Genomic DNA, 21,976 nt, shown 5'->3' on the forward strand with positions numbered 1-21,976 from the left:
CGAACCCCTCGATGACGTGCAGCAGGGACTCCCCGCCGAGATCGATGGGGTGGTGGTGCAGGGCAGTCCGGCAGCGGCGGTGGCCTCAGCGGCCTCAGATCCGGAAGTCAGGCAGGTCGGCACCGACGTACTGCTGGGCGAGGAAGCGGCGTCCTGCCTCCGAACCGAGAACGGCGGACAGCTCGGCCTTGCGGCGCTGCGCCTCGAAGGGACTGGCCTTCGACGAGTGGTGCAGCATCGAGGACATCCAGAAGGAGAAGTGCTGGGCCTTCCACACTCGCGGCAGGGCCAGCTCGGTGTATCCCTGCAGCCGCCTGTCATCGCCGTCGAGGGCGTGGACCAGGCCCGGGACCAGGGCGACGACATCGGCGACGGCCAGGTTGAGACCCTTCGCACCGGTCGGCGGGACGGTGTGGGCGGCATCGCCGGCGAGGAAGAGGCGGCCGCGCTGCATCGGGGCGGTCACCGCTGAGCGGAACCGGAGCACGGCCTTGTCGAAGATCTCGCCCCCGGAGACGGTGAGCCCGTCGCTGTCGACTCGGGTGTGCAGAGCCTGCCAGATGCGGTCATCCGACCACATCTCGACGGTGTCCTCCGGGTCGCACTGCAGGTAGTAGCGCTGGACTGTCTCCGAGCGGGTGGAGATCAGGGCGAAGCCGTCATCGTGGTTGGCGTAGATCAGTTCCTTCTGGGTCTGCGGGGCATTGACCAGGATGCCGAACCACGCGTACGGGTACTCGTGGCGGTAACGGGCACCACCGGCGACCTCGGTCACCGGACCGCGCCACAGCGAGGCGGAACCGTCGGCGACCACAACGTAGTCGCAGGTGAGGGTCTCGTGTGCGCCGTCGGGGCCGGTGTAGCTGACGGTCACGATGTCATCGTCGTAGCCGGTGACATCGTCGACCCGGGTGTTGAACAGGACGGTGCCGTTGTCCTTCTCCCGCTGTGCGATGAGGTCGATGAGCACCTCGTGCTGCGGGTAGACGGCCATGTTGTACCCGGTGAGTTCGGTCAGCTCGATGCGGATACGCCTACCGTCGACGGAGATGTCGATCGCCTCGTCGATGTCGGCCTCACGGTCCATCCGTTCACCGAGGCCGGTCTCACGCATCAGTCGCATGGTGCCCTGCTCGAGGACGCCGGCGCGGACGGTGGCCTCGACGGTCTCGCGGGAACGGGCCTCGAAGACGACGGAATCCACGCCGCGCTGGTGCAGCAGGTGGGAGAGCATGAGTCCGGCGGGGCCGGCACCGATCACGGCGACCGGAGTGTGGTTCACGCTGGCCATCATTTCTTCCCTTCTTTCTGTGTTTCAGCGGATTCGGCGGATTCGGCGGATTCGGCGGATTCGGCGGCTTCGGCGACGGCGGCGTCGAGCAGCGCGAAACCGTGGTTGGAGTTCGGGACACCCGCGTACAGGGCGGTATGCAGCATGACTTCGCCGATCGTGTCCGCGGAGACACCGGCGCGCAGGGCCGCGCGGATATGCATGTCCAGTTCGCCGTGGTTGCCCACCGCGGTGAGGACGCCGATCGTCAACAGCCGACGCTGCGTGTGGTCGAGTCCGGGACGCTCCCACACATCACCCCAGGCGGTGCGGGTGATGAAGTCCTGGAACTTCGCGGTGACCGGGGTGGTCTTGGCGATCGAGCGGTCGACGTGGGCGTCGCCGAGCACGGCACGGCGGTTCGCCATGCCGGTGTCGTGGGCGGCGCGGCGTCCGGTCTCGTAGGCGTCGTCGGTCATTGCTGCTCCTGTGGTCTGCGCGAATGGTCTGCGAGGATGAGGTCGACCATCTCGGCGGCGTGGCCGGTGTGGTCGGCGGGGTCGGGGCTGAAACCGTGGTCGCGGCGGGCGTCCTCGATGAGGCCGCCCAGCCGTCCCTCGGCGACGGCGGAGTCCACCGCGGCGCGTCCGACGATGCCGGACAGTGCCTCGGCGAGCACCGCTCCCCCGGTGAACTGCAGGTTGCGGGCCATGGCTTCCCGGTCGACGGTGATGCCGTCGAGGCTGGCGGCCAGTCGGGTGACCGCGTTGTCGGTGACGACGGCGAGATCACGGACAGTCTGCCATTCGGCGTGCCAGGCGCCGGCGGCGCGCTGCATGCGGCCGTCCATGGCCTCGAACAGCGTGCCGGCGTAGCCGACGGCGCGGCGGGCGTAACCGTCGGCGGCGACCGCACCGGCCGGGTTGGCCTTGTGCGGCATGGCCGAGGACCCGCCCGGGGCGGCCTCGCGAAGTTCCCCGATCTCGGTGGCGGAGAGGAAGACCACGTCACCGGCGATCTTGCGGACTGTTCCGGCGACCAGCGCCAGCGTGCTGCCGAGTCGGGCTACCGGGGTGCGGTCGGTGTGCCAGACCACGGGGGTCACGGGCAGGCCCAGCCGCTCTGCGAGCGCCCGGTGGATCCGCAGGCCCGCCGGGGAGGACGCCGCGAGGTTGCCCGCCGCCCCGGCGTACTGCACGGGCAGTAGACCGACGGCGCGGGTGAGGTCGGTCATCGCTGCGTCCAGCTGCTGGAGCCACCCGGCGGCGGTGAGGCCGAAGGTCGTCGGGACGGCCTGCTGACCCAGCGTCCGGCCGATGGTCGCGGTGCTTCGCTCGCGGGCGGCGAGGTCGGCGAGGGTGCCGGTGAGAACGTCGAGGGTCGCCAGAGTGACACCGAGGGCATCTCGCAGGCAGAGCACCAGGGCGGTGTCGATGATGTCCTGGCTGGTGGCGCCGACGTGCACGGCGGCGACCGGCAGGCCGGCGTCGTTGACCACGGCCTTGAGCTGCCTGACCAGCGGGATCGCCGGATTACCGCCGGAGACGGCGGCCTCGCCGATCTCCGCGGCGTCCATGGTGGCACCGGCGAGGAGCTCGGCGACCTGTGCCGCGGTGGTCCCCTCGACCGCACCGGCGTCGCCGGCGGCCAGGGTGAGGGCCACCTCGACATCGACCATCCGGGCAAGGAAGGCGTCATCGGAGACCAGTACGGCAGCGTCGGTGCGCCCGGCCGCGTGGTCCCCGTAGGTGGATCGGCTGAGGTCCATGGACCGGCTCACAGGGCGAAGAAGGGGGTTTCGCGGGTGGCGTCCTCGTGCTGCATGACGATGTCCATCCGGTAGCTGTCGGCATCGCCGTCGACGGTGGACGCCACGAGCAGGTCGCGGCGCTCCACGGGAACAGCGTTGAGCACAGGATCGGCGTCATTGGCCTCGGACTGCTCCGGGAAGTACAGCCGGGTGTAGAGGCGCTCGAGCATGCCGCGGGCGAAGACGCCGACCTTCAGATGCGGGGCCTCGGTGCCACCGTCCGGGGCAGGTACGGCACCCGGGCGGACGGTACGGAAGGTGACCAGACCGGTCTCGCTGTCGCACATGCCGCGGCCGAGGCCCCGGAAGCCCTCACGTCCGGCGTCCTCACCGGCACGGGGATCCAGCGGCGAGGGGTAGACGCCGTCGGATCCGGCCTGCCAGATCTCGATCATGGCGTCCTTGATGAGGTGCCCGGCACCGTCGGTGACCTGGAAGGTCACCTCGACCGCGCCGTCGGTGCCTTCCTCGACCATGTTCTCGGCACCCGGCCAGGTCAGGCCGATGTGGACGTAGGGGCCGACGGTCTGGGAGGGCATGATGCCCGGGGTCGCCTCATCCTGGTCCCGGATGTCGGAGACAGGGTAGCGGAAGGGGCCGTTGGGGTCGCTGTCGATCATGGTTCTGTCTCCTCTACTCGAAGGGGGTGGCGTTGCGGCCGCGCAGGGCGATGTCGAACCTGAAGCCCATGGCGTAGTTCTCACGGGTCTCGTCGTAGTCGAAGACCGAGATCATGCGCTCGCGGGCGCCGGCGGGGACCGAGTTGTAGATGGGGTCCTGGAAGAACATCGGGTCACTGGGGAAGTACATCTGGGTGACGAGACGCTCGGTGAACTGGCGGCCGAACAGGGAGAAGTGGATGTGGGCCGGACGCCAGGCGTTGTGGTGGTTGCCCCACGGGTAGCAGCCGGGCTGGACGGTGTAGAAGCTGTAGTTGCCGTCCTTGTCCGTCAGGGTACGGCCGACACCGTTGAAGTGGGGGTCGAGCGGGGCGGGCCAGGAATCGTTCTTGTGGCGGTAGCGGCCGGCGGAGTTGGCCTGCCAGACCTCGATGAGGGTTTCGGGGACGGGGCGACCGTCCTCGCCGGTGACGCGGCCGTGGACGAAGATGCGCTGACCGATGGCCTCTCCCCCGTTGACCTTGGTCAGGTCGTTGTCTTCACCGCGCAGATCGGCGGCGCCGAAGACCGGGCCGCTGAGCTCGCCGAGCCGCTGCGGCACCATGAGCAGGTCGTTGCTCGGGTTCCGCAGCACCGTGGTGCGGTACTCCGGGAAATGCAGCGGGGCAAAGGACCCGTCGACGGTGGCGTTGCTGATGGGGATCATGTCCGGTACCTTCTCTGCGCTGATCGACTACAGGTGACGACGACAAGTGATGTGGCTCTCACTCTACGATCGTGTGCGCTCCACGCCAAAGCGTTCGTTGTGCGAACTCCTACATCAAAAAAAACAACCCGTACGCTGCACCTTTTCTTTCCCGGTGAATCCGGGTCAAGGAAAAGGGGGTAGCGTACGGGTTATTGTATTTCCGGAGATACTACTTCTGTGCCGAGAGCTTCCGGTACTCGAAGACCTGGTCGATGATGCCGTACTCCTTCGCCTCGTCGGCGGTGAGGAACTTGTCGCGGTCGGTGTCGATCCGGACCTGCTCGGCGGTCTGACCGGTGTGGCGGGACAGCGTCTCCTCCATGAGGCGGCGCATGCGCTCGATCTCGTTGGCCTGGATCTCCAGGTCGGAGACCTGCCCCTGGGTACCCTGGGTCGCCGGCTGGTGGATCAGGACACGCGAGTTCGGCAACGCGGCGCGCTTACCGGGGGTACCGGCGGCGAGCAGCACGGCGGCGGCGGACGCGGCCTGACCGAGACAGACGGTGACGATGTCCGGGCGGACGTACTGCATCGTGTCGTAGATCGCCATCAGAGAGGTGAAGGAACCGCCCGGGGAGTTGATGTACATGGTGATGTCCCGGTCAGGGTCGAGACCCTCGAGGACCAGAAGCTGAGCCATGATGTCGTTCGCGGAGGCGTCATCGACCTGGGTGCCCAGGAAGATGATGCGCTCCTCGAAGAGCTTGTTGTAGGGGTTGGACTCCTTGGCTCCGAACGAGGAATGCTCGACGAAGGAGGGGAGGATGTAGCGGGACTGCGGGAGCCGGCCCCCGGAAGCTACACCGGTCAGTTCGCTGGCGTGCGTGAAACCTGTCATGTTCTCGATTCCCATCTTCCTACTTCTCCTTCGCGGCAGCGCCGATGACGTGGTCCACGAAGCCGTACTCCAGCGCCTGCCGGGCGGTGAACCAGCGGTCGCGGTCCGAGTCCTTCTGGATCTGCTCCAGAGGCTGGCCGGTGTGCTCGGCGATGAGCTCGGCCATCTCCTTCTTGGTCTGCGCGAACTGTTCCGCCTGGATGGCGATGTCCGCGGCGGTACCGCCGACGCCGGCCGACGGCTGGTGCATCATGATCCGGGCGTGCGGCAGCGCGTAACGCTTGCCCTGGGCCCCGGCAGACAGCAGGAACTGTCCCATCGACGCAGCCAGACCCATGCCGTATGTGGCGACATCGCAGGTCGAGTACTGCATCGTGTCGAAGATGGCCATACCGGCGGTCACCGAACCACCCGGGGAGTTGATGTACAGCTTGATGTCCTTCTCCGGGTCCTCCGCACTGAGCAGCAGGATCTGCGCGCAGAGCTTGTTGGCGATCTCATCGTCGACCTGGGTTCCCAGGAAGATGATCCGCTCGCGCAGCAGGCGCTCGAAGACAGAGTCATTGAGGTTCATCCCCGACGCGGCGCTCATCTGCGCGGTACGCAGCGCCTGTCCGGCCGACATATCGTTCATGCTCACTGAGGCTCCTCGCTCAAGGTGTTACCCCGGAGGCCCACACGGGTGACCGGGGTGTGATTTGTGGAGTAACTGGGCTCCACAGTAGTCAACGCACCGGAGGTGCGCCCGCGTCCCCCGGCCCTGTTCGCTGTCAGCGCACGGGTGGCCCCGGGGCCGTGGGTCGCCGTACACGATCGTGACGGATCCCCTCTCAGCAGACAACGCAACCGCCCGATCCGTCATGATCGTGTACGGCCTCACGGCCCGCCCCGGCGTCCCACCGGACATACAGGGACATACAGAAGGACGCCGCACCAACAGGTACGGCGTCCTCTGCGTGGACACCCGGCGTGAATCGCCCGGTACGGGTGATTCAGCGGGTACTACTCGGCGTCGGTGGCCTCGACCTCGACCTCAGCCTCGCCGGCCTCCTCACCGAAGAACTCCTTCGGGTCCACCGAGGTGCCCTTGGAGTCGGTGACGGTGACCTTGCAGATGTTCAGGGCCAGGGCCTTGCCGCGACGGACGTCGGCGAAGAGGTTGGCGATCTGACCGGACTGCTGCAGCTGCATGACGAACTGGTTCGGGTCCATGCCGTAGCGCTGCGCGGTGAACATGATGTGGTCGGTGAGCTCCTGCTGGGAGACCTCCGGCTTCTCGATGTCCGCCAGGGAGTCGAGGAAGAGCTGGGTGCGGACCGAATCCTCGGCGGCCTCGCGGGCGTCCTCCTCGAACTTGTCGCGGGTGATGTCCTGGGCGGCGAGCATCTGCTCGAGGACCTTCTCGTCACCACCGAACTGGCTCAGCAGCTGCTGCATCTGGCCGTCGACCTGCTCCTGGACCACGGACTCCGGCAGCGGGACCTCGGTCTGCCCGAGAGCGGCGGCGAGGACCTTGTCGCGGATGTCGGTGGCCTGCTGGCCCTTGAGCTGCTCCTCGACCTGGCCCTTGAGGGATTCGCGGAGCTCCTCGACGGTGTCGAACTCGGAGGCGAGCTGGGCGAAGTCGTCGTCCAGCTCCGGGAGCTCGCGCTCCTTGACGGACTTGACGGTCACGGAGACCTCGGCGTCCTCGTCGGCGTGCTCACCGGCAACCAGCTTGGAGGTGAACTCCTTGGTATCGCCCTCGGACAGGCCGATGACGGCCTCGTCGAGACCCTCGACGAGGGAGCCGGAGCCGACCTCGTAGGACAGGCCCTCGGTGGTGGCCTCGTCGACAGCCTCGCCGTCGATGGTGGCGGCCATGTCGATGGAGATGAAGTCACCGTCGGCGACGGCGCGATCGACCGGCTTCAGGGTGCCGAAGCGGGCCTGCAGGTGGCCGAGCTCGTGGTCTACGGCCTCGGCGTCGGCCTCGACGGCGTCGATCTCGACGGAGATGCCGGCGAAGTCGGGGACCTCGATCTCCGGGCGGACGTCGACCTCGGCGGTGAAGGTGACGTGGTCGTTGTCCTCGAGCTCGGCGATGTCGATGTCCGGCTGGCCGAGGACCTTGAGGTCATGCTCCTGCACAGCCTCGCCGTAACGGCTCGGCAGCATGTCGTTGAGCACCTCGTTGAGGATCGCCGGGCGGCCCAGGCGGGCCTCCAGGATCTTCGCGGGGACCTTGCCCTTTCGGAAACCGGGCAGCGAAACCTGCTGCGCCAGGTTCTTGAAGGCGTTGTCGAACTCGGGCTTCAGTTCGTCGAAGGGGACCTCGACGGTGAGCTTGACGCGGGTTGCGCTCAGCGATTCAACGGAGCTCTTCACGGGTGCACACTCCTGTGTGTTCTTGTCTGGTGTTGTTCATCGTCCGGCGGGATCCGGGGACGCGGTGGCGTCCGGTTCCCTGACCCTCGCCGCACCGTTGTGCGGCATCCGGGTCGGCCTGTACATCACGGCCACCGGCATCGGTCGTGACCGATTTTATCGTGCGACCGTCGACGGCGGTCGCCGGGGTCCGTCACCGCAGTTTCCTGACAGGATCCTGCGGTGTGAGCCGTGCACGCGGCGACCATCGCGACGGCATCCGTCGGGATAGCGGGATTTGAACCCACGACCCCTCGCTCCCAAAGCGAGTGCGCTACCAAACTGCGCCATATCCCGGATCTCCGGCACCCCCGGTCACACCGGCGGTACCACCTGCCAGATGTTACGGGGTGCCGGATGAGCAGGGCAACGGTGGGGTGCTGTTACCGTGCGACCTTCGCCGCCTCGCGGTTGTCCTCCGCCCACCGGATGACCCACTCGGGCACGACGCGGCCGTCAGGGGCGGGGCCGAAGATCTCGGCCAGTTCGGCGTCCGACAGCGAGCCTCCCTTCTTCTTCAAGGCACGCAGCTGGACCACGGCGTGGGCGTAGACCTCGCCCTCGTGCTGACCGACACCGACGAAGACCTGCTCGACGAAGGTGCCGTACTTCGTCGCGCCGAGGAAGCGGGTGCGGATCTCGTAGCGCTGCCACGGCAGCAGGGACCGGCGGTAGTTGATGGTGAGTGCGGCAACGACGAAGTACGCGCCGTGTGCCTGCGTCTCCTGACGGATCCGGCTGCGGTACATCTGCTCGATGCGTCCGAGGTCGAGCACCGTCGGGTAGCGGCCGTTGTTCATGTGGCCCAGCAGGTCCAGGTCGTTCGGCAGGACGCGCATCGGCTTGACGTTGGTGTCCCAGGGGCTCAGACGCGGCAGGAACCGGCCGCGGAGCACGGTGGTGAGAAGTCGGAGGTAGAGATTCACGCAGCGGAACACTACCGTGGATACCGCTCCCCTACCCACGAAACAACATGGACCCCGACCGTCCGGTCGGGGTCTCACGTGGAGGGAATGACGGGAATCGAACCCGCGTCTTCAGCTTGGAAGGCTGAGGTATTAGCCACTATACGACATTCCCCTGCGGTCTCCCGGCTACCGGGAATCCGTCACTGACCATACACCACCGGTGCCCTCAGGATGCAAACCCGGGGCACCTGTGGCGTCATGGTTGTGCCCTACAGGCCCTTGAAGCCGGAGGGACGCGGAATGTTGCGCAGGTTGGACTTCGCCAGGTTCAGCATCTTGCCCACGCCACCTTCGAGCACGGTCCTGGTGGCGGCCCGGGTGAATCCGGCGACCTGTTCCAGCGAGATCTCCGGCGGGATGGACAGCGCGTTCGGGTCGGTGACCACGTCGACGAGCACCGGGCCGTCGTAGGCCAGCGCCTCAGCCAGGACGCGACGGACATCCTTCGGGTCCTCGATGCGGAAGGACTTGATGCCGCAGGCCTCGGCAATGTCGGCGTAGTTCACCTTCTCATGGTCGGTACCGAAGTCCGGCAGACCCTTGACCAGCATCTCCAGCTTCACCATGCCGAGGGTGGAATTGTTGTAGACGATCGCCTTCAGCGGCACCTGGTGCAGTTTGACGGTGAGCAGCTCGCCCATGAGCATGCCGAGCCCGCCGTCGCCGCACATCGCGACGACCTGACGCTTCCCCTCACTCGCGGCGGAGGCACCGATCGCCTGCGGCAGGGCGTTCGCCATCGTCCCGTGCCGGAAGGACGCCTGGAGCTGCCGCTTCCCGTTGGGCGTGATGTACCGCGCATGCCACACGTTGCACATGCCGGTGTCGGCGGTGAACACGGCGTCCTCGTCGGCGAGCTCGTCGAGGACGTAGGTGAGGTACTCCGGGTGGATCGGGGTGTGCTTCTCGATGTTCTTCGTGTACGCCGCGACCACGTGTTCCAGGTTGGACGCCTGGCGCTTCAGCATCCGCTCGAGGAAGGACACGTCGGTCTTCTCGTCGAGCAGCGGGAGCAGATCGTCGATGGTGGCGGCGACGTCACCGGTGACCGGGTACTTCACGGTGGTGCGGCGTCCGATGTTGCGGCCCTTGATGTCGATCTGGGCGGTGTCGGTGTCCCGGGGCAGGAACTCCGTGTAGGGGAAGTCCGTGCCCAGCAGGATGAGGAGGTCGGCGTCCTCGAAAGCCTCGGAACAGGCGCCGTAACCGAGCAGGCCTGACATGCCGACGTCATAGGGGTTGTCGTAGTGGAGGAACTCCTTGCCCCCGTAGGCGTGACCGACCGGGGCCTTGATGTGGCCGGCGAGCGCGAAGACCTGGTCGCGGGCACCGGCGCAGCCCGCGCCACCGAAGATGGTGACCTTGTCGGCCTTGTTGATCGCCTCGGCCAGAGCCTTGAGCTCGCCGGCGGCAGGGTGGACGACCGGCTTCTCGACGGAGATCTCCGAGTTCAGCTGCGGGGATCCGACGGCCCGGTCGCCGGCGATGTCGCCGGGGATGACGAGGACGGAGACGCCGTTTCCGGCCATCGTCGACTGGATGGCGTGATGGAGGACGGTCGCGCCCTGGGCGGCGGAGTTCACCATCTCGCAGTAGCCGGAGCACTCCTGGAAGATGGCCTCGGGATGGGTCTCCTGGAAGTAGTGGGAGCCGATGAACTGGGACGGAATGTGGCTGGCGATGGCCAGGACCTTCCCGCCGTTACGGTGTGCGTCATAGAGACCCTGGATGAGGTGGGTGTTTCCCGGACCGCAGGAGCCTGCACAGACCGCCAGTTGGCCGGTGACGAGAGACTCCGCACCCGCGGCGAAGGCGGCGGCTTCCTCGTTGCGGACGTGGAACCATTCGATGCTGCTGCGCTTGACGGCGTCAACGATGGGGTTGAGGCTGTCGCCGACAAGACCGAAGATGCGTCGGACGCCCTGTGCTTCGAGGGCGTCGACGAGCTGTTCTGCATAAGTACGTGCCATGGACCCGACCATAGACGCATTGAGGTCCGACCGCACTTGCGGCTGACCGGCGGATTTTCAGTAGACTCTGAATGTATGAGACCGAAAATAATGGACGCGGACACCGGCCACGAACTGTGGACCGCTCAGCAGTGCGCCGACTTCTCCGGAACCGCCAGGGGAACTTTCACGAGCTATGCGACCCGGGGACGCGCTCCCGAGCCGGTCACGAAGGTCCACGGCCTGACGCTGTGGGACGCCGATGAGGTGTCTGAGTGGGCAGAAAAGAGAAACCCCCGTCGCCGCGAAGGCTGACAGGGGGGGTCGTGGGAGTCAGAGAAGAATCAGGCCTCCGGGAGGGCGGGGGCCACGCCGGTCCTCTCGTACTCGGCGAGGATGTCGATGCGGCGCTGGTGACGCTCGGCCTCGGACCATGCCTGGGCGATGAAGGCATCGACGATGGCCAGGGCGTCCTCTTCGGAGTGCATCCGGCCACCGAGACCGATGAGCTGGGCGTTGTTGTGCTCACGGGCGAGCTTGGCGGTCTCCACGGACCAGGCCAGGGCACAGCGGGCGCCGGGGACCTTGTTCGCGGCGATCTGCTCGCCGTTGCCGGAGCCGCCGAGCACGATGCCCAGGGAGCCTTCGTCGGCGACGGTCCGCTTAGCTGCCTCGATGCAGTAGGCGGGGTAGTCGTCCTCGGCGTCGTAGGTGTGGGCACCGCAGTCGATGACCTCGATGCCGTCCTTGGCCTTGAGATGGTCGGCGATGAGGTTCTTCATGTCGAATCCGGCGTGATCGGCGCCGAGGTAGATACGCATGTCAGTGAGTGTATCGGAAAGGTTCCGGGGGAATGCCATAAGGGCGGGAACCCAATGCAGTGGTCAGGTTCCCGCCCCCGATACAGAACGACCCCGGAGGAAACCCCGGGGCCGCGGCGCTGATCAGGAACCGGCCGCGATCAGTTCCACCAGTTGGTGGGGATCTCACCGACAGTGTCTTCGTCGATACCGAGCGAACCCATCACCGATCCAAGGCCGCTACCGGCGACCTCACCGGCGCCGGAGCTGCCGGCGAGCGACCCTTCAGTGCTCAGCACCTCTCCACCGTTTCCGGCCAGGACGGCTGTGAGGATGTCCTTGAGTTCACCGAGCAGCGACAGGAGATCACCCATGGCGCTACTCCCCGGTCGAGGATCCGAGACCCTCGCCGCCGAAGCTGCCGGCGATGGATCCATCGGTGCTCAGGACTGAAGCGTCACCCTTGAGCAGGCCAACGAGGATGTGAATGAGGTCGGTGAAGTCAGTGATGCTGTCGAGAGAGCCCATGTGTTTTCTCCTTGGGGATCTGATGAAGGAAATGTGGTGCGTTCCCCGGAACTCTCCGGCGCACTACGGCAAACAGTATCCTAAGTGAAGTCATGTCACCAGTGAAACTTATGGGAACCGCCTCCCGGAACTTCCGATCCCCGACCCGGAGCGTTCGTTCCCGGACCCGACACTGTCACCTGCAGGTTCATTCACTTCATGTACACCTTGGCACGGGAGGTCAGCGGACCGAGCCCCGGTGCCGGGCCCCTTCCCTTTCCCCTGAAAGACGCCGCCATGGACTGCCCCGGTACCCCCCACTTCCCCGGGAGCCCCGGCGACCACCTACGCCGTGGCGTCCGGGTCCTCGGTGCGGGAGCGCTTGAGTTCGAAGAAGTGCTCGTAGCTGCCGAGGGTCACGGCCGCGTCGAACAGCGCGCCGGCCTCCTCGCCCTTCGGCACGCGCGTGATGACCGGCCCGAAGAAGGCGTGCCCGCCCAGCTCGACGACCGGGGTGCCGACGTCATTGCCGACCTTCTCCATCGCCTTGTCCTGGAACGCGCGCAGATCGGCCTCGACCGAGCCGTCCTCAGAACCACGCTTGTGGGCGTAGTCCAGGTAGGAGGCGTCCGCCCCCGCCTCGGACAGCGCAGACGCGATCAGCCCGTCATACGCGCCGGCCCCCTGCTTGTGGCCCTCGCCCTTGTCGTGGATCAGCGTGCCGATCGCCGTGTAGTAGGCGTCCACCTTCGACGGGTCCTTGAGCTGCAGCGCAGCGGCGACCAGGGCCGGACCCCAGGCCGCCTCCATCGCGTTGCGGTAGTCCTCGGGCAGCTCATCGCGTCCTTCATTGAGGACCGCCAGGCTCATCGGCGAGTAGCTGAGGTCGATGTCGCGGACCTTCTCCACCTCCTTGAGCCACCGGCTGGTGACCCAGGCAAAGGGACAGGTCGCATCAAAGTACATGGTGACTGGTGTGCTCATGTGCGCCGATCCTACGCGGGACGAGGCAGTGCCGCGCGGGTGTACCACCCGACGGTTAGACTCGGCTTCCATGAGTTCAACCAACCTCACCCGCGCCGAGGCCGCTGAGCGCTCGGCACTGATCAGTGACGTCCACTACGTCATCGACCTCGACCTCACCTCCGGCGGCGACTCCGCACACCGCACCTTCCCGTCGACGACGGCGATCACCTTCGCCGCCTCCGCCGACGGCTCCACCTTCCTCGACCTGCGGGCAGACACCGTCACCTCGGTGGTCCTCGACGGCACCGACATCACCTCCACCGCCGTCCCACTCACGGACGCCGGTGCATACGACGAGGAGAAGGGCCTCCAGCTCGACCTCACCGTCGGCCACCACGACCTCACCGTCACCGCGGACGCCGTGTACTCCACCACCGGCGAAGGCCTCCACCGCTTCACCGACCCCGCCGACAACGAGGTGTACATGTACACCCAGTTCGAGGCGGCGGACGCCAAGCGGGTCTTCGCCTGCTTCGACCAGCCGGACATCAAGGCCACCTACGAGGTCGCCGTGAAGACCCCGGACAACTGGACCGTCGTCACCAACAACACCGTCGGCGTCTCCGGTGAACTCGGCGCCGACGTCGACGGCGTCGCCGTGCACACCGCCACGGTCGACTACCCGCTCTCGACCTACCTCATCGCCTTCTGCGTCGGCCCGTGGGAGCACGTCACCGACGAGTGGACCGGGCGTCCTCTGCCCACCCCGGAGACCGAGGGTGTCACCGACACCCGCCTGGTCCCCGCCGAGGACGTCACCATCCCGCTGGGCATCTTCGTCCGAAAGTCCCTCGCCGAGTACCTCGACGCCGACGTCATCTTCGACGTCACCAAGTCCGGCTTCGACTACTACGCCGCGAACTTCGGTGTCGCCTACCCGTTCCACAAGTACGACCAGATCTTCTGCCCCGAGTACAACATGGGTGCAATGGAGAACGCCGGCTGCGTCACCATCCGTGACGAGTACGTCTTCCGCTCCGCCGCGTCCCACTACGAGTACGAACGCCGCGCGGACACGATCCTCCACGAACTCGCCCACATGTGGTTCGGCGACCTGGTGACCATGCAGTGGTGGGATGACCTGTGGCTCAACGAGTCCTTCGCCACCTGGTCCTCGGCCATGGCCCAGACCCACGCCACCGAGCACACCACCGCCTGGGTGACCTTCAACTCCAAGGAGAAGTCCTGGGCCTACGGCCAGGACCAGCTGCCGAGCACCCACCCGGTGTTCTCCGGCGCCAACGACCTCGTCGAGGTGGACGCCAACTTCGACGGCATCACCTACGCCAAGGGCGCCTCGGTACTCAAGCAGCTCGCCGCCTACGTCGGCCTGGAGCCCTTCTTCGCCGGCATCCGCGCCCACTTCGTCAACCACGCCTTCGCCAACGCCACCTTCGACGACCTCCTCGGAGCGCTGGAGAAGGCCTCCGGCCGCGACCTGTCCGACTGGGCGAACCAGTGGCTGAAGACCACCGGCATCAACACCCTCGGCACGGACTTCACCACCGAGGGCGAAGGTGCCCCGGGCTCGCTCTACACCTCCTTCGCCGTCACCCAGTCCGGTGCACAGCCCGGTGCCGGGGAGACCCGCACCCACCGCCTCGCCGTGGGCCTCTACGACCTCGTCGGAGAGCTCGACGACGCCGGCACCGCCCCCACCGTCGAACTGCGCCGCCGCGTCGAGCTCGATGTCGACGGTGAGCGCACCGAGGTGCCCGACCTCGTCGGCGACCCGGTGGCGGACCTCGTCATCGTCAATGACGACGACCTCGCCTACGGCTTCGTCGACCTCGACGCCGATTCCCTGGCTTTCGCCGTGTCCAACATCGCCCGCATCACCGACCCGATGGCCCGCGTCCTCATCTGGTCCGCGGCCTGGCAGGCCACCCGCAACGCACAGATGAAGGCCCGCGACTTCGTGGCCCTCGTCGCCCGGGGCGCCGCCGCCGAGGACCAGCTCGGCGTCCTCGAGCAGGTCCTCGCCCAGGCGATCTCGGCGGTCGAGAACTACGTCGCCGACGACTGGAAGGAGGAAGGACGCCGCACCCTGCTCGGCGCCTTCCGCGCCGGCGCCGAGGCAACCGACGGCCAGGCGCGCCTCGCCTTCGTCCGTGCGTACACCAACTCCGCGCAGACCGAGGCGTCCACCGAGTGGATCCGCGGCCTGCTGGGCCTGGAGGACGGCGTCTCCGCCGACTCCCTGCTGCCCGGGTTCACCGTCGACCACGATCTGCGTTGGCGACTGCTCACCGCCCTCGTCGGCACCGCCGGTGTGCTCAATGAGGAGGAGTCCGAGGCACTCATCGCCATCGAGGAGTCCGAGGACCCCACCTCCTCCGGCGCGATGAACGCGCTGCGGGCCCGCACCGCCCTGCCGGTCTCCACCGTCAAGCGGGACAACTGGGACGTGCTCACCCAGCACGGCGCCGAGCAGTCCAACCTCGGTCTGCGCTACCGCATCGCCGGCTTCGGCCACGTCGGCCAGGACGACCTGCTCGCCCCCTTCGGCACCGAGTACGTCGACCGGGTCGTGGACATGTGGAACTCGCTCTCCTCCGAGATGGCACTGCGCAACTGTGAGGGGCTCTTCCCCTCCTGGTCCGGACCCACAGTCCTGGCCGACGTCAAGGCGCTCGCCGACGACGGTGCAACCCCTGCGGGGCTGCGCCGCGTCCTCGCCGAGGGTGTCTCCCGCGCCGAGCGGGCCGCCGCGGCCCGTGCCTTCGACGCCCTGTAGGACACCGGTAGGACGCGACACAGGACGCCGGTTAGGCTGGGAGTCATGACGATCCCCATCTCCCCGGTCCCCGGCGAACCCCGCCGCCAGCCCCGGCAGCCTGCACAGACTCCGCAGTCCGCCGGGCAGCCGCAGGTGCAGCCGACGAAGAGTCTCTACGACATGGTCGGCGAGGACACGTTCCGGAAGATCGTCCACGAGTTCTACCAGCGCATCCCCGGCGACCCCGTGCTCGGGCCGATGTACCCCGCCGATGATCTCGAGGGCGCCGAGGACCGGCTGCGCTGGTTCCTCGTGCAGTACTGGGGAGGGCCGCAGACCTTCAACGAGCAGCGCGGACACCCCCGTCTGCGGATGCGGCACATGCACTTCGCGGTGACCCCCGAGGCCCGCGAGCACTGGCTGACGATCATGGCGGACGCCCTGGGCACCGTCAGTGACACCGAACTGCCCGGTCCGGCCCGCGAGGCCGTGTGGGACCACATGGTGCGCGTCGCCGACATGCTCATCAACCGGGCCTGAGGTGTCCGACCTCCTCGACCTGGTCGCACCAGGCTCCGACCTCTCCCCTGTCGGCCTGCTCATCCTCGTGCTCGGTGCCGTGCTGGCCGGCGGGGTGGACGCCGTCATCGGTGGCGGCGGACTGGTCCTCATCCCCCTGATCCTCGCCTGCGCCCCGGGCCTGCCCGCCCAGGTCGCCCTGGGGACGAACAAGTTCACCGCCGTCTTCGGTACCGCGAGTGCCGGGCTGCGCATGGTGCGCACCGTGCGGATCGACTGGCGGGCCGTGCGGCTCTGCGCTCCCCTGGCCGGCCTGTGTTCCGCCGCTGGCGCCCTCATGGCGTCCGCCGTGAGCAGCGACGTGCTGCGTCCCGTGGTGGTCGTCCTCATGCTGGCGGTCGGTGTCTTCGTCGCGCTTCGTCCCTCCTTCGGACGCGATACGGCGTCCTCCGGGGAGGACGCCACACCCCGCCTTACCCGTGGTCGACTCGCCCTGGGGCTCGGGCTCATCGCCCTGATCGGCGCCTACGACGGTTTCTTCGGCCCGGGAACCGGGATGTTCCTGGTCATCGTGTTCACCGCACTGATGTCCCGGACGCTCATCCAGTCGCTGGCGATGACGAAGCTGGTGAACACCGCCACGAACATCGGCGGCCTGCTGGTCTTCGCCGCCGGTGGTCACGTCCTGTGGCTGCTGGGTATCGTGCTGGCGGTCTTCAATGTCCTCGGCGCGCAGGTCGGGGCCAAGATCGTGCTGGACCGCGGCACCGGCTTCGTGCGCATCGCCCTGCTGATGCTCATCGTCGTGATGTCGGTGAAGCTCATCGCCGACATGCTCTGAGCAGTGATCTGGTCAGCGAACCCGTCAGCGGGGCGTCGGAATCCGCGCCAGCCCACCCGGACGCGGCAGGTACGCGGTGCCGAAGATCGCGTCGATCCGGATCCACGACCCCGTCACGCTCACCCGGATGAGGTCATGGTCGGTCAACTGGGCCGGTGGCTCCTTCACCAACCCCAGTGAACCCATCGCGGCGACGACACTGCCGGGGATCTCGATGATGCCCGTCTGCCCCCTGCTCGTCAGCCGCAGCAACGGCTGGTCCAGCAGTGACGGCGGCAGACCCGCCGGACCGGAGTGCGCCTCCGCCTCCGACTGGAGCTGCTCGAAGACCTCACGGACGTCGGCACCCGGGATCGTGTCCACCAGGGACCACCCGGATTCCGGGGGTGGCGTCCCTGCCCAGAGCATGTCCATCCGGCCGGACAGGTCGATGGCAGCCTCATCGTCGACGGACGCGGCGTCCCCCAGCAGCGCCGGCAACGGGTCAGCGGAGACCACCGCGCCGTCCTCCGAGACGGTGGCGTGGATACGCTGGGCGACCACGCACCCCAACGGGGTGGCGATGAGCAGGTCCGTGGCGTCCTCCCCCCGGGAGACGAGCCGGACCATCGCACCGGAATCCATCCGCAGGACGCGCGTCACCACTGCGGCAACGCGCCGCAGGGTGGACGCCTGAGTGCGGCCCGGGCGGGTCAGCGTGAGCGTGACCGGGGCCGGAGAGCCGCCGGACAGGGAGAACAGCGAAGAAGTCACAGCATCCCAGCGTACCGCTCACGCGGGGTCGGGATCAGAGACCCGTGTCCGCCTCAGCATCCTTCTTCGCTTCGGCGGCCGGAGAATGGTCCTCCTCCTCGACCGGGATCATGAACATCTTGATGACCTCGATGTCACCTTCGTTCCACGGCCGGGTCTTGCCGGAGAGGATGTCCACGCCGACATTGACCGTGTCCACCACTGCGACGATCCTGTGCTGGGCGTTGCGGATGTTCTGCCGCATCTTGAAGGACTTCTCGCCGATCTCGTACATGAAGGACTCGACGACGACCTGCGTCTCGCTCGACGACAGGGCCTTACGGTAGTCGACGGACGCCCACCGGACGATGAACGCCGGGACCGAGATGTCCATCTCGGTGAGGACGTCCCGGACAAAGTCGATCCGGGCGTCCTGCGAGAACTCCAGGTACGCGGCATTGTTCACGTGCTGGAACTGGTCGAAGTCCGACCACCGGAGGTTCACCCGTGTGCTGTGGAACCGGGTCCCGGTCGCCTCATTGTCGACGAAGGGCATCAAATCTCCTTTAGCCTGTTTTGTTTATACAAACAGTCTAACGTGAGAGACGGCGATGCGTTACCCGTGCAGGTCGGGCGGCATCTGGACCGAGTCGCTCGACCTTGTTCTTCTCGTAGTCCTCGAAGTTGCCCTCGAACCAGAACCACTGCCCCTCGGCGATATTGCCCTCCCACGCGAGGATGTGGGTACAGGTGCGGTCCAGGAACCAGCGGTCGTGGGAGATCACCACGGCGCAGCCCGGGAACTTCTGCAGGGCGTTCTCCAGCGAACCGAGCGTCTCGACGTCGAGGTCGTTGGTCGGCTCATCGAGCAGGATCAGATTACCGCCCTGCTTCAGCGTCAGCGCCAGGTTCAGGCGGTTGCGCTCACCACCGGAGAGCACCTTGGACGGCTTCTGCTGGTCGGCACCCTTGAACCCGAAGGCTGAGAGGTACGCACGCGAGGGCATCTCGTTCTGACCGACGATGATGTAGTCGAGGCCGTCGGAGACGACCTCCCACACGGTCTTCTCCGGGTCGATGTTCTCGCGGTTCTGGTCGACGTAGCTCAGCTGCACGGTCTTGCCGACCTGCACCTCACCGGCGTCCGGCTGCTCGAGACCGACGATGGTCTTGAACAGCGTCGACTTACCGACACCGTTCGGGCCGATGACGCCGACGATGCCGTTGCGCGGCAGGGTGAACGACAGGTCCTTGATCAGGACGCGGCCGTCGAAGCCCTTGGTGAGGTTCTTGACATCCACGACCTGGTTACCCAGACGCGGCGGGGTCGGGATCTGGATCTCCTCGAAGTCGAGCTTCTTGTACTGCTCGGCCTCGGCGGCCATCTCCTCGTAGCGCTGCAGACGGGCCTTGTTCTTGGCCTGGCGGGCCTTGGCGCCGGAACGGACCCAGGCGAGCTCCTCCTTGAGGCGCTTCTGGAGCTTCTGGTCCTTCTTGCCTGCGACCTCGAGGCGCTGGGCCTTGGTCTCCAGGTAGGTGGAGTAGTTGCCCTCGTAGGGGAACAGCTTGCCGCGGTCGACCTCACAGATCCACTGGGCCACGTGGTCCAGGAAGTAGCGGTCGTGGGTCACGGCGAGGACGGCACCCTTGTAGTTCTTCAGGTGGTTCTCCAGCCACAGGACACTCTCGGCGTCCAGGTGGTTGGTCGGCTCATCGAGGAGCAGCAGGTCGGGCTCGCTGAGCAGCAGCTTCGCCATGGCGACGCGGCGACGCTCACCACCGGAGAGGTGGGTGACCTGCTCGTCGGACGGCGGGCAGCGCAGGGCGTCCATCGCCTGCTCGATCTTGGAGTCCAGCTCCCAGGCGTCGGCGGCGTCGATCTTCTCCTGGAGGACGGTCATCTCCTCCATGAGCTCGTCGGTGTAGTTGGTCGCCATCTCCTCGGCGATCTCCTCGTACCGGCGCTTGACGTCCATGATCTCGCCGAGGCCTTCCTCGACGTTGCCGCGGACGGTCTTCTCCTCGTTGAGCGGCGGCTCCTGCAGCAGGATGCCGACGGTGGCGCCCGGATCGAGGAAGGCCTCACCGTTCGACGGGTGGTCGAGGCCGGCCATGATCTTCAGCAGCGAGGACTTACCGGCACCGTTGGGTCCGACGACGCCGATCTTCGCTCCCGGGTAGAAGCTCATGGTGACGTTGTCCAGGACAACCTTGTCGCCGTGAGCCCTACGTACGTTCTTCATCGTGTAGATGAACTCGCCCATTGTTCCCCTTCAAGTGAATCTCGCGGGTGTTTTGCAGTCAGCCCATCACCCTACAGGACTTGTGCGGGGACACCCCTGCCGTCGCACTGCGGGGCTGGCGTCCCTCCACGTCCCGCTCTCCTCTCCTCAACTTCCTCCCTCTCCCACCCCTCCCACCCCACCTGAACCCGGCACGCATCGCGCGAACTCGTCAGTCCGCCGGATCCCTGCCAGGTTGTGGTGGGCACCACGGCTCGGGTCGGAAGACCGGGTGCCAGGTGAACACGGCGTCCTGCCCGACGTCGGTGGTGTCCGGCAGGCTGACGCCGACGCGGCACATCCGCGGGAGGACGCAGTTTCGGACGTCCTCTGCCACCCGGTCCGCGGCGCCGCGGATGCAGAACTGCGTGTAGTGCCGGACCATCCACCCCAGGTCCGCGGTCTCGTTGTCCTTCCACACCTGCTTGACGAAACTACGCTCGGTCGTCCCCTGCCCACCGAGGGCGTGGTAGGTGAAACTGTCGATCTCGATCGCGACCTTCGCCTCGGGAATGACGACGTCAAAGCAGTAGTTGCCGACCATCCGGTTGGTCAGCACGGTGACCGGCAGGTCCGTCAGGGCGTCACTGATGATGCGGAAGGCGTCCTGCTCCAGCTTGCTCATCGTTCCGGTCGGCGTGACCGCCAGCAGTTCCCGCGCCGCCGACCGCCCTGTGACCAGCGACGCCAGGTCCCGTTCCAGCGCCTCATGCGCGCCGATCCTCTGGTACGCGTCGGTGAGGAATCCGGCGTACTCTTCGGGGGACGCCGCGTCCATCACCGCCTGGAGGGGGCTGACCAGCGACAGTCCGTTTCCGGTACGAAGCCGTTCCGGGATGCCGGACCTGAGGTGTGCCTCAGCGGTCCGACGCCCGGAGCCCGCATGCCGCGCCTCGACCGGCCAGTTCACCGGTCGTCCCTGGTAGAGGTCGATCGCCGTCCGGCCCGTGTACACCCACCCGCGGATGTCGTGCAGGGCCTGCAGCCGGAGCTCGTCGGTCGGCTCCGCAATGCTGTAGATGTTGTGGGCCAGTCGGTGGAGGCGGCCGTTCCGCACCGCTGTGTTCACCTGCGCATCCGACATCGACGCCAGCAGGTCTGCCCGTGAGGAGAATCTTCCGGAGTTCATGGCTCTTCCGTTGCGAGGTAGGGGCAGGGTGCCACTCCATCGAAATATCCGAGCACGGATCCGGCGAACTCAGCAGTTCACGGGATTCCTGCCCGGATATTTCGATGAGCGACGGTCAGAACGGGGTTTCATGGCCGACGGAGGACAGCTCCCGCTCCCCGTCGCCCTGGTCCGCCGGCGGGTCGGGATTGTCGGAGTCCCCAGCACACCAGGCTCAGCAGTCGGCCGGGCGTCCTGCGCGTCCCCGAGCCCGGAGGTCGGGCCCGCAGCCGGACCGGACAGTTCGGAGAGGCCGGTGGCGAACCCACCCGTGCTCTCGCCCGGGGCGGGGTTCTTCGCGTCGCCGTCCGCGGCGTCCTTCACCTTGTCTCGCAGCGACCACGTCGACGGCGAATGGCTGAGGTCCAGCCCGACGTTGGACGCCGTGACCCGCCAGAGGGTCTCGGTGAAGGGCTCGCCGTCCGCCCGCTTCTGCCCGTTCTCCGACTTGAAGGAATACGAGGTCATGCGTCCGGCGATGACGAGCGGCGCGCCCCTCACCACGGACGACATCACGTGGTCGCCGAGGCGCCCCCAGCACTGGACATCGATGAACAGCGTCCCGCCGTCCTTCCACTCGCCGTTGGTGTTCCACCGCGGGGTGGACGCCATGCGGAACGTCACGAGCTTCATGATCGACGAGTTCCTGACCGGGTTCGACGCCGCGAATCCCGTCATCGTCACGGACATCTGTTGTGTGGCCATAATCAGCCCCCTCTCCCGGGGACGCGGCCCCGGGACCTGCGCCACGGCTCCGGCCGGACGACTCCCGG

General features: G+C 67.0%; 23 protein-coding genes and 2 tRNA genes. 4 read left to right on the forward strand and 21 right to left on the reverse strand.

Annotated features, from left to right (window positions below; genetic code table 11):
- Positions 1–94: 94 nt before the first annotated feature.
- From Q0A27_RS10635 to Q0A27_RS10690, 12 genes are all read right to left on the reverse strand, one after another.
- Positions 95–1,282, reverse strand: a complete 1,188-nt coding sequence (locus Q0A27_RS10635; protein WP_291475285.1) for a 4-hydroxybenzoate 3-monooxygenase — start codon at positions 1,280–1,282, stop codon at positions 95–97.
- An 8-nt stretch (positions 1,283–1,290) separates the two neighbouring features.
- On the reverse strand, positions 1,291–1,749 hold the full coding sequence (gene pcaC, locus Q0A27_RS10640; protein ID WP_291475288.1) for a 4-carboxymuconolactone decarboxylase: 459 nt from the start codon (positions 1,747–1,749) through the stop codon (positions 1,291–1,293).
- Entirely contained in the window at positions 1,746–3,038 is a 1,293-nt protein-coding gene (locus tag Q0A27_RS10645) for a lyase family protein (RefSeq protein WP_291475290.1), read from the reverse strand. Before Q0A27_RS10645 ends, pcaC begins: the two co-directional genes overlap by 4 nt.
- Positions 3,039–3,046: 8 nt before the next feature.
- A complete protein-coding gene (gene pcaG, locus Q0A27_RS10650; protein WP_291475292.1) occupies positions 3,047–3,700 on the reverse strand; it encodes a protocatechuate 3,4-dioxygenase subunit alpha in 654 nt (217 codons plus the stop codon).
- A gap of 13 nt (positions 3,701–3,713) precedes the next feature.
- Positions 3,714–4,406: a protocatechuate 3,4-dioxygenase subunit beta gene (gene pcaH / locus Q0A27_RS10655; protein ID WP_291475294.1), complete on the reverse strand. Its 693-nt coding sequence runs from the start codon at positions 4,404–4,406 to the stop codon at positions 3,714–3,716.
- 211 nt (positions 4,407–4,617) lie between these two features.
- On the reverse strand, positions 4,618–5,286 hold the full coding sequence (locus tag Q0A27_RS10660; RefSeq protein WP_291475341.1) for an ATP-dependent Clp protease proteolytic subunit: 669 nt from the start codon (positions 5,284–5,286) through the stop codon (positions 4,618–4,620).
- A 19-nt stretch (positions 5,287–5,305) separates the two neighbouring features.
- Entirely contained in the window at positions 5,306–5,920 is a 615-nt protein-coding gene (locus Q0A27_RS10665; protein ID WP_291475296.1) for an ATP-dependent Clp protease proteolytic subunit, read from the reverse strand.
- Positions 5,921–6,288: 368 nt separating this feature from the next.
- Positions 6,289–7,653 (reverse strand): trigger factor, encoded by a 1,365-nt coding sequence (gene tig, locus Q0A27_RS10670; RefSeq protein WP_291475302.1) that lies wholly within the window; start codon positions 7,651–7,653, stop codon positions 6,289–6,291.
- Between the two features lie 262 nt (positions 7,654–7,915).
- Positions 7,916–7,989 (reverse strand) — tRNA-Pro (locus tag Q0A27_RS10675).
- Positions 7,990–8,075: 86 nt separating this feature from the next.
- Positions 8,076–8,618, reverse strand: coding sequence for an acyl-CoA thioesterase (locus tag Q0A27_RS10680; protein ID WP_291475304.1), 543 nt, complete (start codon positions 8,616–8,618; stop codon positions 8,076–8,078).
- A gap of 79 nt (positions 8,619–8,697) precedes the next feature.
- Positions 8,698–8,772, reverse strand: a tRNA-Gly gene (locus Q0A27_RS10685).
- A 97-nt stretch (positions 8,773–8,869) separates the two neighbouring features.
- Positions 8,870–10,630 (reverse strand): pyruvate dehydrogenase, encoded by a 1,761-nt coding sequence (locus Q0A27_RS10690; RefSeq protein WP_291475306.1) that lies wholly within the window; start codon positions 10,628–10,630, stop codon positions 8,870–8,872.
- Between the two features lie 75 nt (positions 10,631–10,705).
- Between Q0A27_RS10690 and Q0A27_RS10695 the strand changes: the two genes are divergently transcribed.
- Complete coding sequence (locus Q0A27_RS10695) at positions 10,706–10,924, forward strand: hypothetical protein (protein ID WP_291475308.1); 219 nt, start codon at positions 10,706–10,708, stop codon at positions 10,922–10,924.
- Positions 10,925–10,953: 29 nt separating this feature from the next.
- Here Q0A27_RS10695 and Q0A27_RS10700 read toward each other — a convergent pair whose 3' ends face one another.
- From Q0A27_RS10700 to Q0A27_RS10715, 4 genes are all read right to left on the reverse strand, one after another.
- Positions 10,954–11,430 carry a ribose-5-phosphate isomerase gene (locus Q0A27_RS10700; protein WP_291475310.1) on the reverse strand — a complete coding sequence of 159 codons (477 nt, stop codon included), beginning with the start codon at positions 11,428–11,430 and terminating at the stop codon, positions 10,954–10,956.
- A 140-nt stretch (positions 11,431–11,570) separates the two neighbouring features.
- Positions 11,571–11,783, reverse strand: a complete 213-nt coding sequence (locus Q0A27_RS10705) for a hypothetical protein (RefSeq protein ID WP_291475312.1) — start codon at positions 11,781–11,783, stop codon at positions 11,571–11,573.
- A gap of 4 nt (positions 11,784–11,787) precedes the next feature.
- On the reverse strand, positions 11,788–11,937 hold the full coding sequence (locus Q0A27_RS10710; protein WP_291475313.1) for a hypothetical protein: 150 nt from the start codon (positions 11,935–11,937) through the stop codon (positions 11,788–11,790).
- Positions 11,938–12,261: 324 nt separating this feature from the next.
- Positions 12,262–12,900: a disulfide bond formation protein DsbA gene (locus tag Q0A27_RS10715; RefSeq protein WP_291475314.1), complete on the reverse strand. Its 639-nt coding sequence runs from the start codon at positions 12,898–12,900 to the stop codon at positions 12,262–12,264.
- A 70-nt stretch (positions 12,901–12,970) separates the two neighbouring features.
- On the opposite strand from Q0A27_RS10715, the gene pepN reads away from it, so the two are divergent.
- The 3 genes from pepN to Q0A27_RS10730 all read left to right on the forward strand — a co-directional run bounded on the left by pepN (position 12,971) and on the right by Q0A27_RS10730 (position 17,021).
- Positions 12,971–15,679 carry an aminopeptidase N gene (gene pepN, locus Q0A27_RS10720; RefSeq protein WP_291475316.1) on the forward strand — a complete coding sequence of 903 codons (2,709 nt, stop codon included), beginning with the start codon at positions 12,971–12,973 and terminating at the stop codon, positions 15,677–15,679.
- 135 nt (positions 15,680–15,814) lie between these two features.
- Positions 15,815–16,201: a globin gene (locus tag Q0A27_RS10725; RefSeq protein WP_291475343.1), complete on the forward strand. Its 387-nt coding sequence runs from the start codon at positions 15,815–15,817 to the stop codon at positions 16,199–16,201.
- 1 nt (position 16,202) lies between these two features.
- Positions 16,203–17,021 (forward strand): TSUP family transporter, encoded by an 819-nt coding sequence (locus Q0A27_RS10730; protein ID WP_291475318.1) that lies wholly within the window; start codon positions 16,203–16,205, stop codon positions 17,019–17,021.
- Between the two features lie 24 nt (positions 17,022–17,045).
- Here the strand turns inward: Q0A27_RS10730 and Q0A27_RS10735 are convergent, their stop codons facing one another.
- From Q0A27_RS10735 to Q0A27_RS10755, 5 genes are all read right to left on the reverse strand, one after another.
- A complete protein-coding gene (locus Q0A27_RS10735) occupies positions 17,046–17,774 on the reverse strand; it encodes a hypothetical protein (RefSeq protein ID WP_291475319.1) in 729 nt (242 codons plus the stop codon).
- 34 nt (positions 17,775–17,808) lie between these two features.
- Positions 17,809–18,309, reverse strand: coding sequence for a thioesterase family protein (locus tag Q0A27_RS10740; RefSeq protein ID WP_291475320.1), 501 nt, complete (start codon positions 18,307–18,309; stop codon positions 17,809–17,811).
- Between the two features lie 37 nt (positions 18,310–18,346).
- A complete protein-coding gene (ettA, locus tag Q0A27_RS10745; RefSeq protein ID WP_291475322.1) occupies positions 18,347–20,017 on the reverse strand; it encodes an energy-dependent translational throttle protein EttA in 1,671 nt (556 codons plus the stop codon).
- 190 nt (positions 20,018–20,207) lie between these two features.
- Positions 20,208–21,164 carry a hypothetical protein gene (locus tag Q0A27_RS10750; protein WP_291475324.1) on the reverse strand — a complete coding sequence of 319 codons (957 nt, stop codon included), beginning with the start codon at positions 21,162–21,164 and terminating at the stop codon, positions 20,208–20,210.
- 69 nt (positions 21,165–21,233) lie between these two features.
- Positions 21,234–21,908 (reverse strand): single-stranded DNA-binding protein, encoded by a 675-nt coding sequence (locus Q0A27_RS10755; protein WP_291475326.1) that lies wholly within the window; start codon positions 21,906–21,908, stop codon positions 21,234–21,236.
- Positions 21,909–21,976: the final 68 nt, after the last annotated feature.

The organism is Corynebacterium sp., assembly GCF_022712275.1.
Classification (GTDB): Bacteria; Actinomycetota; Actinomycetes; order Mycobacteriales; family Mycobacteriaceae; genus Corynebacterium.

What these genes read in the sequence shown, in the direction of transcription:
- Q0A27_RS10690 (WP_291475306.1), bottom strand. Translation starts at nt 10,630, where the DNA reads ATGGCACGTACTTATGCAGAACAGCTCGTCGACGCCCTCGAAGCACAG.
- Q0A27_RS10710 (WP_291475313.1), bottom strand. Translation starts at nt 11,937, where the DNA reads ATGGGCTCTCTCGACAGCATCACTGACTTCACCGACCTCATTCACATC.
- Q0A27_RS10700 (WP_291475310.1), bottom strand. Translation starts at nt 11,430, where the DNA reads ATGCGTATCTACCTCGGCGCCGATCACGCCGGATTCGACATGAAGAAC.
- ettA (WP_291475322.1), bottom strand. Translation starts at nt 20,017, where the DNA reads ATGGGCGAGTTCATCTACACGATGAAGAACGTACGTAGGGCTCACGGC.
- Q0A27_RS10660 (WP_291475341.1), bottom strand. Translation starts at nt 5,286, where the DNA reads ATGACAGGTTTCACGCACGCCAGCGAACTGACCGGTGTAGCTTCCGGG.
- Q0A27_RS10740 (WP_291475320.1), bottom strand. Translation starts at nt 18,309, where the DNA reads ATGCCCTTCGTCGACAATGAGGCGACCGGGACCCGGTTCCACAGCACA.
- Q0A27_RS10665 (WP_291475296.1), bottom strand. Translation starts at nt 5,920, where the DNA reads ATGAACGATATGTCGGCCGGACAGGCGCTGCGTACCGCGCAGATGAGC.
- pepN (WP_291475316.1), top strand. Translation starts at nt 12,971, where the DNA reads ATGAGTTCAACCAACCTCACCCGCGCCGAGGCCGCTGAGCGCTCGGCA.
- Q0A27_RS10645 (WP_291475290.1), bottom strand. Translation starts at nt 3,038, where the DNA reads ATGGACCTCAGCCGATCCACCTACGGGGACCACGCGGCCGGGCGCACC.
- Q0A27_RS10715 (WP_291475314.1), bottom strand. Translation starts at nt 12,900, where the DNA reads ATGAGCACACCAGTCACCATGTACTTTGATGCGACCTGTCCCTTTGCC.
- pcaH (WP_291475294.1), bottom strand. Translation starts at nt 4,406, where the DNA reads ATGATCCCCATCAGCAACGCCACCGTCGACGGGTCCTTTGCCCCGCTG.
- pcaG (WP_291475292.1), bottom strand. Translation starts at nt 3,700, where the DNA reads ATGATCGACAGCGACCCCAACGGCCCCTTCCGCTACCCTGTCTCCGAC.
- pcaC (WP_291475288.1), bottom strand. Translation starts at nt 1,749, where the DNA reads ATGACCGACGACGCCTACGAGACCGGACGCCGCGCCGCCCACGACACC.
- Q0A27_RS10695 (WP_291475308.1), top strand. Translation starts at nt 10,706, where the DNA reads ATGAGACCGAAAATAATGGACGCGGACACCGGCCACGAACTGTGGACC.
- Q0A27_RS10750 (WP_291475324.1), bottom strand. Translation starts at nt 21,164, where the DNA reads ATGAACTCCGGAAGATTCTCCTCACGGGCAGACCTGCTGGCGTCGATG.
- Q0A27_RS10705 (WP_291475312.1), bottom strand. Translation starts at nt 11,783, where the DNA reads ATGGGTGATCTCCTGTCGCTGCTCGGTGAACTCAAGGACATCCTCACA.
- Q0A27_RS10755 (WP_291475326.1), bottom strand. Translation starts at nt 21,908, where the DNA reads ATGGCCACACAACAGATGTCCGTGACGATGACGGGATTCGCGGCGTCG.